Consider the following 11,777-nt stretch of genomic DNA (forward strand, 5'->3'; position numbering starts at 1 on the left):
CTATTTATTCCCCCAAATATTGGTTTGATCAATCCATTCCAGCGCTTGTTCCGTATCCTGGCACAACAGATTAATATGTCCCATCTTTCGGCCTGGCTTGGCTTCACTTTTTCCATACAAATGCAGCTTTGGTACAACACTCAATCCTTCAGCTTCAGCATCTGATTGTCCGAATCTTCGAATTACGTCCTCCAAATGCTCACCTAGTACATTGACCATCACCACCGGAGTCAGCAGCTTCGTGTTGCCCAGTGGCAAACCACAAATCGCACGTATATGTTGCTCAAATTGCGAGGTGGCGCACCCCTCCATCGTGTAATGGCCGGAGTTATGGGGTCGTGGTGCCAACTCATTAACGTATAATTGTCCGTCTTCGGTGACAAACATCTCCACAGCTAGCAGTCCCACCGCATCCAATGACTCCGCCACAGCCAGCGCCAATTTGCGTGCTTCCTCCTGGACAGCTTCAGGTACGCGTGCGGGTACAATCGACGTGTGCAAAATGTTGTTCACGTGGATGTTTTCCGCAGGTGGAAAGGCTTTGGCTTCACCGTTCGTGCTGCGAGCTACAATCACCGAGATTTCGCAGCGAAAACGGATGAACTGTTCCAACACCAGTTCCGCACCGCTTCCAGCCAGTTGCTCGTAGGCATTCGTGGCTTCCTCCGATTGGCGAATGACCACTTGGCCCTTGCCATCATAACCTCCGACTGCTGTTTTGAGCACACACGGCACACCCAGTTCGGCTACCGATTGAACCATATCGGCAGGACTGCTAATTTCACGATATGGAGCAACAGGAACACCAGCTGCTTCAATAGAACGTTTTTCACGCAGACGATGCTGTGTCGTGTACAAAAGACTGCTGCCCTGCGGTACACTGGATTCCTGTTCCAAAAGCGCGGCTACACCCGCATCCACATTTTCAAACTCATACGTGATCACGTCACACCGTTCAGCCAGTTCTCTGGCCGCGTGCTCATCATCATAGGCAGCACGGATTTGTTCTGACACCTGTCCACACGGGCTATCCGATGCAGGGTCTAGTGTCACAAAGCGATAGCCTAGGTTTGTTCCTGCCAGTACAAGCATTCTGCCTAATTGTCCGCCTCCCAAAATTCCAATCACTGTGCCAGGAGGGCGGATACGGCCTGCGGATTTACATGCTTCATTCATAGCGAGTCACTGCCTTCCAGTACCTCGTCACGGATACGGTCGCGTCTTGCCACAACCCGCTGACTTATCTTTTCGTCAAAAGCACCTAATATTTGTGCAGCCAGCAACCCTGCGTTGGTAGAGCCTGCCTTACCGATTGCCACAGTGGCAACTGGAATACCACCCGGCATCTGCACAATGGAGAGCAGGGAGTCCAGACCATTCAGAGCCTTCGACTGGACAGGCACACCAATCACTGGCAAGGAGGTCTTCGCAGCCACCATTCCCGGCAGATGTGCAGCCCCACCCGCACCAGCAATAATGACCTTTAGTCCGCGCCCGGCGGCCTCTTCTGCAAAACGAAACATTAAATCCGGTGTACGATGGGCTGATACTACTTTTTTCTCATATCCGATTTCAAGCTCGTCCAGCACAGCACATGCATGTTGCATGGTGTCCCAGTCTGATGTGCTGCCCATAATGACAGCGACCTGCACTGACATGTCCTTCACTCCCTGTTTATCAATAAGCGCCAAAAATCCGGCACTCGAAAATAACGTTATTTTCAAGACACCGGACTACGAAAAAACAAACGACAGAGCCTCTTAAAGGCATGCCAAAAGCAAGCCTGTTCCACCGCATCCAATGCGGCTTCAGCCGTATGTCTCCCGTAGTCCGGAAATTTAAGGTTTCCAGGTAGAAACTTCCGGGCCATATCCCCGGCATTATACGAGTCAGGATTGTGCTTACTCCATACCCAACGATATACTTTCCCAGCATAATCGTGATGGATTTCGGCTCCAACATGTGTACCTAATTAAATTGTACCTAAAGTTCATTTTTTATCGACAATACACTTCATAGTTTAACAATTCCCTACACCCTGTGTCAACTTGAAAACGAACATTGTCATAATGATACAATTTAATGTTCGTGTTTAACAAAAACCAAGCCCTTTATATGCATACCTCAGGACTATTGTATTACATTTAGCTATCACTCTACCTACACTGGTAACGGCCAGCAATACATCTTTCCAACAAAAATAAAAAGCCGGCACTTCCTGTACAGGCAGTGATCCGACTTTTGCTTTTTTACTTCGTTATTTTACGACCAGCACGGGGATACGTGCATGCTGCACCACATTGTGACTTACGCTACCTAATACAAATTCACGAATACCACCCAATCCGCGACTGCCAATCACAATCACATCGAAGCCATTCTCATTGGCATAATCCAAAATCACTTCGGCCGGCGAGCCTTGAATCAGCTCTACCTTGGCGTCTACACCTTGCTCAGCAAGCCGCTTTTTAACTTCATCCGTAGTTTGCTCAGCCAAATCATAATACTCTTTATTCACCGAAGCTGGAATTGGAGCCAAACCTTCGCCCATAAAAATCCGCGGGAAATCGAATGCTGTCACTACCTCAAGCTTCGAGGAGGGTGATGCCTTCACCAATTCAGCCGCCTTCAATAAAGCTTTGTTGGAAGCATCCGAACCGTCATAAGCAAGCAATACTTTTGAAAATAGCATAATACGCACCTCTTCCGAATTCAGTTTGTTAAATCAAAGCCTGAAATTATGTATTCCTCTGGTTGTTCACTTCATACATCATGTAATGGCTGAGAATAGCCTTCTCAATCATCATTAAACTTCCCTATGAGAAGCTAAACTCCCAGCCTTAGCGTAAAAAATACCCATAGAGCAATGCGTTAATGAATAGCAACGCAGGAATACCTAATCTGAAGGTCATATGCCGTGTTTTATGGCGTTTGCGGTACATCGCAATGAGTACACCCAATGCGCCCCCGATCAGGGCCAGCAAAAACAACGTCCGTTCAGGTACACGATCACGGTGTTTACGTGCTCTCTTTTTATCTTCCGACATTACCAGATAGCCTACTGCATTAATGAACAGTAGCCATACCAACAAGCCTGTCTGCAATGTCTCTCCTCCTTTTGCACACCGTACCAGTTTCAGGTATTAGGACTTATATAGGGCTCTCTTCTTCATTATAACCTCACCCCTTTTATAGAAACAACGCCTTCTCTGACTGGGAAAACGTTTTTGCGGAAATAGTAACGGTGTATGAGGGCAATTCCCGAGTGCATTTATTTTGTCTTAAAGGAGGAACTACGATGGAAAACACCCATGAATACGTTGAAAAGCTACGAGAAAATGCAAAAAAGGCAGAACGTAACCGTAAACAAGGAAAAGGAACTCCCAGCGCTAGCTTGCCAACAAAACAGCATAGCAAAAACCCCTGATCATGGAATCTGTATTCAACTGTAGAACCATGTAAATACCGTAAAACATCAACTCCACCTTGTCACTCTCATTAAATGGAAAATTAAAGGTACACTCAGTTGTTCACCTTTTATCAAAAACAACAAGCAGACTCCTTATGAGTTTTCTGCTTGTTGTTTTCTTTTATAATTATTTCCATTTAGCTGTATTTAAAGCGATTACATATATAAAAACGAGTTTTAAAGTTATATTTTCTAACATATATATTGACTAAAAGCGATTTTTCACTCTATAATGCGTGATATTAACGTAATTCGACAAAATATTTGTCAGTTAATCTATCATCAATACTTTGAGTTTTTAGATTGGAGAGGAGCTTTATATGACTAACATGAAAAAAATGACAATGATTCCCCTGTTGGCCAGCTTTATTCTCGGAAGCACCTTATGGAGTGGTGGATTTACTGCTAACGCTGCGGCAGCAGCTACAACCAGCACAACGGTATCTACTTCTAACACTACAACTTCAGACAAATCTGAAAATCCACAAACTAATCATTTACCGAATATTAAAATACTAGCCACAGGAGGGACCATTGCAGGGTCATCCTCCGTCAACACGGATACAACTGGCTACAAAGCAGGCGCATTAGGTGTTGAAACCTTAATCAATGCTGTTCCTGAGATGAAAAGTATTGCAAATGTCAGTGGTGAGCAAGTGGTTAACGTGGGTAGCCCCGATGTTAATAATGAAATTCTCTTAAAACTTGCCAAACGCACCAACGAACTGCTTGCCAGAGACGATGTAGACGGTATTGTCATTACCCATGGTACAGATACATTGGAAGAAACGGCATACTTCCTTAACCTTGTCGTTAAGAGCGATAAGCCTGTAGTTGTTGTTGGCTCTATGCGCCCAGCTACTGCCATCAGTGCCGATGGTCCATTCAACCTTTATAATGCTGTAAAAGTTGCCGGAGCTTCGGCCTCCAAAGGCCAAGGTGTACTCGTATTGCTGAACGATCGCATCGGCGCAGCAAGATACATCACAAAAACGAACACAACTGCAGTCGATACGTTCAAGTCTGTGGAGCAGGGCTACCTTGGAGCTGTAGTGGGCGATCAAGTATACTACTACAACAAATCCACTCATAAGCATACGACTTCTTCTGTATTCGACGTCTCTAATCTCACCCAGCTGCCGCAAGTAGATATTCTATACGAGTATCAAAACAACGGTCACTACCTGTATGATGCTGCCGTAGCAGCTGGCGCCAAGGGCATAGTGGTCGCTGGTTCCGGTAATGGTTCCTTATCCAAGACCTCCTCAGAAGGCGCAGAGGCCGCAGGCAAAAAGGGAGTTATTATTGCCCGCTCCAGCCGCGTAGGAAGTGGAGTTGTGTCCCCATCGACAAAAGACGCAGCATCGAACTTTGTGTCCACCGATTCGCTCAATCCGCAAAAAGCACGGATTTTACTCATGCTCGCTTTGACCCAGACGCATGATGTTAATCAAATTCAATCTTTCTTTAATGAATACTAAGGGCAGTTATTCCAAATCAAATAAATATAACTTCATTATTATAAAAAAGAAGCAGCAGTTACGGTTGACCACCGTACTGCTGCTTCTTTTATGCAAGACAATGTCTGGCACCCATAATGATTACATCTGGTATCCAGACGTCTTGGTCTTATACAGCCATTCGTTTTCCCTTACAGGTAGCATTAAGACTGCTGTTTGGGAATCCCATTCAAGCTTGGAGGATATTTAGCTTGCTTCTCTGGATGAGCAGCGATTTCTTCCTCCAGTATACTTGATTTATTTTGCTGATTATTGATTTTAAGCGGTTTATGTTTGGGCATAAATACTCACCTCCTCGGATTACCATGCCAAGGAGTAAGCTTTTTTATACCGACATACGCCTGCTAATTGTGTAGCTTGAAGCACGCTCTGGGAATCTTTATTCGCCCTGCTTTTGCTCCATTGCTGCTTTTAGCAAATCACCCAAGCTGGAGCCAAAAGATTCCTTCTTTTCAAACTGTTTTACCAGCTTTTGCTGTTCCCGCTTGTTTACCCGTTGCTTGTCCTTATCCAGCGTCTCCGTAATGCCACAGGATAAGCATCTTACATACAAACCTGCCTTGCCCTCTTTCATTTCCATTTTCTTATGACACTGCGGACAACGTCGATTGGACAAACGTTTTTCGCCTGAACGACGGTAACCGCAATCCGCACTTGGACATACAAGAAACTTACCATTATTACCTTTTTTCTCCAACAACTTTGTACCACAATCCGGACAATGGCTATTCGTTATGTTATGTGGCTTGTACTCCGCGCTGCTATTTTTCACAGTAGAAACCAATTCTTTCGCCATAGCACGGATAGAATTCAAAAATGGCTCAGGTTGTCCTTGACCACGGGCGATCCGTTCTAACTCCGCTTCCCATTGTGCCGTCAATTCGGGCGTTCGCAGCTGTGGAGCCGCCAGCTCGATCAGTTGCTTGCCTTTGCCAGTTGGATGCATCACGTTCCCCTGGCGCTCTATCGTATCCGAGCTGACGAGTTTCTCGATCAGATCTGCACGGGTGGCTGGAGTACCCAGGCCATGCTTTTCCATCTGAGCCAGCAGGGCTGCTTCTGTATAGCGCTTCGGTGGCATCGTTCTTCCAGCACGTACAATACAACGCTGCAATTGGACGGAGTCTCCTTTTCTCAGTTCAGGCAAAATAACGCCCCGTCCATTATTTTCACGATCATCTGTCTCTTCCTCGTCCAATTCATAACGACTTTCGTCATACACAGCACGCCAACCGCTATCTTTTATGGTTGTACCTTTTACCTGAAATGTTTCCTGCCCCACCATGACCGATACAGCTACAGCATCATAACGTGCAGGTGGGTAGAACAGACTGATAAAACGGCGTGCAATGAGATCATACAGCTTACGCTCCTCTGGGCTTAACTGATTAAGCAATAACGTCTGCTCAGTAGGAATAATCGCATGGTGATCTGTGACTTTACTATCATCTACAACTCGTTTTGTGATTGGCAATTTGTTACGCAATAGCGGACGTGCTAAAGAAGCATACGGACCCACGGCTACGCTACTGAGCCTTTCCTTAAGGGAATCCACCATATCGGAGGTAAGATAACGACTGTCTGTACGTGGATAAGTCACCAGCTTATGCTGCTCATATAGACGCTGAAGAACATTAGACGTCTGCTTGGCCGAGAAGCCGTAGCGCTGGTTAGCATCTCTTTGCAGCTCAGTTAGGTCATACGCGAGCGGGTGAGGCTCGCTTTTTTCACTTTTTTTAACACTCACAACTGTACCTTTGGCCCCCTCAAGCCTGCGGCGCAAAGTCTCTGCCTGAGTGCGGTCAAACATACGTGAATCCCCATTTTCTGCACGCCATGTTGCCTGAAAATGACCAAAATCCGCCGTCAACGTATCATATTCTTGAGAACGAAACTGGGTGATCTCTTTCTCACGTTCCATAATCATCCCCAGTGTCGGTGTCTGTACTCTTCCAGCCGAAAGCTGGGCGTTATAACGAACCGTTAACGCGCGGGTTACATTGAGACCAATCATCCAGTCTGCTTCAGCCCTACAGCGAGCCGATTCATATAAACGATCAAACTGCTGGCCAGGCAATAATTTCGCGAAACCTGCCTTAATTGCCTTATCCGTCTGCGAGGAAATCCATAAACGCCGGAAAGGCTTCCTCCAGTTTGCCATTTGTATAATCCAACGCGCCAACAATTCTCCTTCACGAGCAGCATCTGTTGCCACGATAAGTTCTCCAATGTCCTGTCGTTTCATCAGCTGCTGTACAGCTTTGAACTGATGATTGCTCTCCCGCAATACCTTTAACTTGGAGTTCTTCGGAAGAATGGGCAAGTCCTCTAAGTTCCAATTCGCATACTTAGAATCGTAATCCTCAGGCTCTGCTAATCCGACCAAATGACCCAAAGCCCATGTCACTACATACTTAGGTCCTTCTATATAACTTTTATGCTTCTCACGGCTGCCCATCACACGTGCAATCTCTCTGGCCACGGATGGTTTTTCTGCCAATACCAATACCTTCATGTTACGCTCCTTTCTCTCATAATGTTAATTATACCATCCTGCCATCTTACGATAAATCTAATGCCAACCAACGTCTCTTTATTAACACGATATTTACACACTATTACTATTGCTTATGCATTAGTTAGCAGCTTACAAATCAGGCACACTCCATTTTAATAACAGACCCGCATACGTCAGACCTCCCCCGAATCCATATAACACCACATGTTGTCCATATCTTAAACGCCCATCATCCAATCCACACTGTAAAGCCAACGGAATGGACGCCGCCGAAGTGTTGCCATAAAACTCTACACTCGTCAGCGTCTTTTCTAAAGGTACTGCACTCTTTTCACATATGGACTCAATCATTCTCAGATTAGCGCTATGAGGTACAAACCAGTCAAGATCCTCTTTCCCCATATTTGCCTTATCCATTAATCGCTCGATTCCTGCTGGGACAGAACGTACAGCCCATTTATAAACCTCACGTCCATTTTGAGCGATAAAACCATTATCTTGCAGCTTCTCTCCATCCAAATAGTTAGATAATCCTGCGCGATAAAGATGTGCTCCTCCTTGCCCAAAGGTTCCTATATCTGAAGTCAAAAACGACCCTTCATCCTCGTCATATTCAACAAGTGCAACCCCTGCTCCATCTCCAAAAAGAACACATGTCGTCCGGTCCGTATAATCTGTAATTTTGGATAATGTTTCGGCTCCAATCACTAGAACCTTGCGATGTAGACCACCCGTAATCAGACCATTTGCCAAATGAAGTCCATAGGCAAAGCCTGCGCATGCAGCACTAACATCCATTGACCCTGTATTGGGAATATTAAAATAAGCCTGAATACGGGAAGCCGTACTTGGAAAATAGTAATCAGGTGTACTCGTCGCTACAATGATCATGTCAACATCGTCCACATTTACGTTATAAAGGTTAACCATACGTTTAATAGCTTGTATACATAAATCAGATACATACTGATCTTCGGCCGCGATTCGTCGTTCCCGCATACCCGTTCGTTGTACAATCCACTCGTCACTAGTCTCCACAAGCTTCTCCAAGTCGGCGTTCGTCAAAATCCGTTCAGGTACATAAGTGCCAAGGGCCGTTAACTTTGCTTTTGAATTCAACAATCTGATCACTCTCCTTTATAATCCTTATTCATATTATAACACCAGATACTAATACCTGGTACTAATTTTCTTTAAAAAATGTCTATCTATTTACTAGCTAATATCCACAGATTCAGTCGAACTTATAACTAACTTAAACTAATTAAAAATTCTAGTGATATTTAACACAAAAAAGGACCATGATCTCAAAAAGATCATGGTCCTTTTTACTCGTTGCTTGGCAACGTCCTACTCTCCCAGGACCCTGCGGTCCAAGTACCATCGGCGCTGGAGGGCTTAACGGTCGTGTTCGGGATGGGTACGTGTGGAACCCCTCCGCTATCGCCACCAAACATGAATTTGCCTCGCAAATTCTTCCGTAAGCTTATTCGGTTCATCACGGATCGTGTGAATGAATTGCCATACGCTTGTCGTATGTACTTCTACATACCTTCAAGGTTACACCCTGAAAACTGGATCCGAAACTCATTGCGTCTTATCTTTAGGATAAGCCCTCGACCGATTAGTATTGGTCAGCTCCATGCATTACTGCACTTCCACCCCCAACCTATCTACCTCGTCGTCTTCAAGGGGTCTTACTAATTGGGAAATCTCATCTTGAGGGGGGCTTCACGCTTAGATGCTTTCAGCGCTTATCCCTTCCGTACATAGCTACCCAGCGGTGCTCCTGGCGGAACAACTGGTACACCAGCGGTACGTCCATCCCGGTCCTCTCGTACTAAGGACAGCTCCTCTCAAATTTCCTACGCCCACGACAGATAGGGACCGAACTGTCTCACGACGTTCTGAACCCAGCTCGCGTACCGCTTTAATGGGCGAACAGCCCAACCCTTGGGACCTACTTCAGCCCCAGGATGCGATGAGCCGACATCGAGGTGCCAAACCTCCCCGTCGATGTGGACTCTTGGGGGAGATAAGCCTGTTATCCCCAGGGTAGCTTTTATCCGTTGAGCGATGGCCCTTCCATGCGGTACCACCGGATCACTAAGCCCGACTTTCGTCCCTGCTCGACTTGTAGGTCTCGCAGTCAAGCTCCCTTCTGCCTTTGCACTCTTCGAATGATTTCCAACCATTCTGAGGGAACCTTGGGGCGCCTCCGTTACTCTTTAGGAGGCGACCGCCCCAGTCAAACTGCCCACCTGACACTGTCCTCGTACCGGATCACGGTACCAAGTTAGAACCTAGATACGATCAGGGTGGTATCCCAAGGATGCCTCCCTTCAAGCTGGCGCTCAAAGTTCTACGGCTCCCACCTATCCTGTACAGATCGTACCCAAATTCAATATCAAGCTGCAGTAAAGCTCCATGGGGTCTTTCCGTCTTGTCGCGGGTAACCTGCATCTTCACAGGTATTAAAATTTCACCGGATCTCTCGTTGAGACAGCGCCCAAGTCGTTACGCCATTCGTGCGGGTCAGAATTTACCTGACAAGGAATTTCGCTACCTTAGGACCGTTATAGTTACGGCCGCCGTTTACTGGGGCTTCGGTTCATAGCTTCGCCCGAAGGCTTACCACTCCCCTTAACCTTCCAGCACCGGGCAGGCGTCAGCCCGTATACTTCGCCTTGCGGCTTCGCACAGACCTGTGTTTTTGCTAAACAGTCGCTTGGGCCTTTTCACTGCGGCCCCCTCGGGCTATTCACCCTACCGAGGCACCCCTTCTCCCGAAGTTACGGGGTCATTTTGCCGAGTTCCTTAACGAGAGTTCTTCCGCGCGCCTTAGAATTCTCTTCTCGCCTACCTGTGTCGGTTTGCGGTACGGGCACCTTCTCCTGGCTAGAGGCTTTTCTTGGCAGTCTGAGATCATGACCTTCGCTACTATAATTTTCGCTCCCCATCACAGCCCAGCCTTACGATGTGCGGATTTGCCTACACATCAGCCTCACTGCTTAGACGGACATCCATCAGTCCGCGTCACTACCCTACTGCGTCACCCCATCGCTCATCACGGATTACGGTGGTACAGGAATTTCCACCTGTTGTCCTTCGACTACGCCTATCGGCCTCGCCTTAGGTCCCGACTTACCCTGAGCGGACGAACCTTCCTCAGGAACCCTTAGGCTTTCGGCGGATCTGATTCTCACAGATCTTTTCGTTACTCATACCGGCATTCTCACTTGAATGCAGTCCAGCGCTCCTTCCGGTACACCTTCAACCCGCATTCAACGCTCCCCTACCCCTGATGCAAGCATCAAGCCATAGCTTCGGTGGTGTGTTTAGCCCCGTTACATTTTCGGCGCAGAGTCACTCGACCAGTGAGCTATTACGCACTCTTTCAATGGTGGCTGCTTCTAAGCCAACATCCTGGTTGTCTGTGCAACTCCACATCCTTTCCCACTTAACACACACTTGGGGACCTTAGCTGATGGTCTGGGCTGTTTCCCTTTCGACAATGGATCTTAGCACTCACTGTCTGACTCCCGGAACTAAATCTATGGCATTCGGAGTTTGACTGAGCTTGGTAACCCTTGCGGGCCCCGCACCCAATCAGTGCTCTACCTCCACGATTCTTCTTTCCGAGGCTAGCCCTAAAGCTATTTCGGGGAGAACCAGCTATCTCCGGGTTCGATTGGAATTTCTCCGCTACCCCCACCTCATCCCCGCATTTTTCAACATGCGTGGGTTCGGGCCTCCAGTGCGTGTTACCGCACCTTCACCCTGGACAGGGGTAGATCACCCGGTTTCGGGTCTACGTCCACGTACTCATTCGCCCTATTCAGACTCGCTTTCGCTGCGGCTTCAGCTCTTCACCTTAACCTTGCACGGGAACGTAACTCGCCGGTTCATTCTACAAAAGGCACGCCATCACCCGTGATTTTTCCAAAGGAAAATATCATAGGGCTCTGACTTCTTGTAAGCACACGGTTTCAGGATCTATTTCACTCCCCTTCCGGGGTGCTTTTCACCTTTCCCTCACGGTACTGCTTCACTATCGATCGCCAGGGAGTATTTAGCCTTGGCAGATGGTCCTGCCGGATTCATACGGGGTTTCACGTGCCCCGCACTACTCGGGATCCGTCTCGGAGGGAACGGGTTTTGAACTACAGGGCTTTTACCTTCTCTGGCGGGCCTTTCCAGACCTCTTCATCTAACCGGTTCCTTTGTAACTCCATGTGAGACGTCCCACAACCCCAAGGAGCAAGCTCCT

General features: G+C 47.2%; 9 protein-coding genes, 2 rRNA genes and 1 riboswitch (1 of these 12 only partly in view). Of the genes, 2 read left to right on the plus strand and 9 right to left on the minus strand.

Annotation, left to right across the window (positions count from 1 at the left end; genetic code table 11):
- From purK to ACXHJ1_RS02615, 4 genes are all read right to left on the minus strand, one after another.
- The gene (gene purK / locus ACXHJ1_RS02600) at positions 1 to 1,176 is read right to left on the minus strand and encodes a 5-(carboxyamino)imidazole ribonucleotide synthase (protein ID WP_025364047.1); all 1,176 of its coding nucleotides are present in this window, start codon (positions 1,174 to 1,176) and stop codon (positions 1 to 3) included.
- Complete coding sequence (gene purE / locus ACXHJ1_RS02605) at positions 1,173 to 1,658, minus strand: 5-(carboxyamino)imidazole ribonucleotide mutase (RefSeq protein WP_013369467.1); 486 nt, start codon at positions 1,656 to 1,658, stop codon at positions 1,173 to 1,175. The genes purK and purE overlap by 4 nt, the downstream gene beginning before the upstream one ends.
- A 148-nt stretch (positions 1,659 to 1,806) precedes the next feature.
- Positions 1,807 to 1,908: riboswitch (purine riboswitch) on the minus strand.
- Positions 1,909 to 2,257: 349 nt separating this feature from the next.
- Positions 2,258 to 2,692 (minus strand): universal stress protein, encoded by a 435-nt coding sequence (locus tag ACXHJ1_RS02610; RefSeq protein ID WP_013369465.1) that lies wholly within the window; start codon positions 2,690 to 2,692, stop codon positions 2,258 to 2,260.
- Positions 2,693 to 2,840: 148 nt separating this feature from the next.
- Positions 2,841 to 3,104: a DUF1294 domain-containing protein gene (locus ACXHJ1_RS02615; RefSeq protein WP_013369464.1), complete on the minus strand. Its 264-nt coding sequence runs from the start codon at positions 3,102 to 3,104 to the stop codon at positions 2,841 to 2,843.
- 194 nt (positions 3,105 to 3,298) lie between these two features.
- Here ACXHJ1_RS02615 and ACXHJ1_RS02620 point away from each other — a divergent pair, with 194 nt between their 5' ends.
- Both ACXHJ1_RS02620 and ACXHJ1_RS02625 read left to right on the plus strand, forming a co-directional pair.
- Positions 3,299 to 3,427: a DUF4023 family protein gene (locus tag ACXHJ1_RS02620; protein ID WP_457905553.1), complete on the plus strand. Its 129-nt coding sequence runs from the start codon at positions 3,299 to 3,301 to the stop codon at positions 3,425 to 3,427.
- Between the two features lie 362 nt (positions 3,428 to 3,789).
- Positions 3,790 to 4,950, plus strand: a complete 1,161-nt coding sequence (locus ACXHJ1_RS02625; protein ID WP_457905554.1) for a type II asparaginase — start codon at positions 3,790 to 3,792, stop codon at positions 4,948 to 4,950.
- 182 nt (positions 4,951 to 5,132) lie between these two features.
- Here the strand turns inward: ACXHJ1_RS02625 and ACXHJ1_RS02630 are convergent, their stop codons facing one another.
- The 5 genes from ACXHJ1_RS02630 to ACXHJ1_RS02650 all read right to left on the minus strand — a co-directional run.
- Positions 5,133 to 5,270 (minus strand): hypothetical protein, encoded by a 138-nt coding sequence (locus ACXHJ1_RS02630; protein WP_016819760.1) that lies wholly within the window; start codon positions 5,268 to 5,270, stop codon positions 5,133 to 5,135.
- Positions 5,271 to 5,368: 98 nt separating this feature from the next.
- Complete coding sequence (locus tag ACXHJ1_RS02635; protein WP_457905555.1) at positions 5,369 to 7,504, minus strand: DNA topoisomerase III; 2,136 nt, start codon at positions 7,502 to 7,504, stop codon at positions 5,369 to 5,371.
- Positions 7,505 to 7,636: 132 nt separating this feature from the next.
- Positions 7,637 to 8,629, minus strand: coding sequence for a ketoacyl-ACP synthase III (locus ACXHJ1_RS02640; RefSeq protein ID WP_019686165.1), 993 nt, complete (start codon positions 8,627 to 8,629; stop codon positions 7,637 to 7,639).
- Between the two features lie 215 nt (positions 8,630 to 8,844).
- Positions 8,845 to 8,961: ribosomal RNA gene (gene rrf, locus ACXHJ1_RS02645) — 5S ribosomal RNA — on the minus strand.
- Between the two features lie 150 nt (positions 8,962 to 9,111).
- A 23S ribosomal RNA gene (locus ACXHJ1_RS02650) occupies positions 9,112 to 11,777 on the minus strand; it runs 279 nt beyond the window's last position.

The sequence above is a fragment of the Paenibacillus sp. ALE2 genome (assembly GCF_054113385.1).

Bases quoted from the DNA above. Each gene is read 5' to 3' on its own strand.
- purK (WP_025364047.1), bottom strand. From the start codon at position 1,176: ATGAATGAAGCATGTAAATCCGCAGGCCGTATCCGCCCTCCTGGCACA.
- purE (WP_013369467.1), bottom strand. From the start codon at position 1,658: ATGTCAGTGCAGGTCGCTGTCATTATGGGCAGCACATCAGACTGGGAC.
- ACXHJ1_RS02610 (WP_013369465.1), bottom strand. From the start codon at position 2,692: ATGCTATTTTCAAAAGTATTGCTTGCTTATGACGGTTCGGATGCTTCC.
- ACXHJ1_RS02620 (WP_457905553.1), top strand. From the start codon at position 3,299: ATGGAAAACACCCATGAATACGTTGAAAAGCTACGAGAAAATGCAAAA.
- ACXHJ1_RS02625 (WP_457905554.1), top strand. From the start codon at position 3,790: ATGACTAACATGAAAAAAATGACAATGATTCCCCTGTTGGCCAGCTTT.
- ACXHJ1_RS02630 (WP_016819760.1), bottom strand. From the start codon at position 5,270: ATGCCCAAACATAAACCGCTTAAAATCAATAATCAGCAAAATAAATCA.
- ACXHJ1_RS02635 (WP_457905555.1), bottom strand. From the start codon at position 7,504: ATGAAGGTATTGGTATTGGCAGAAAAACCATCCGTGGCCAGAGAGATT.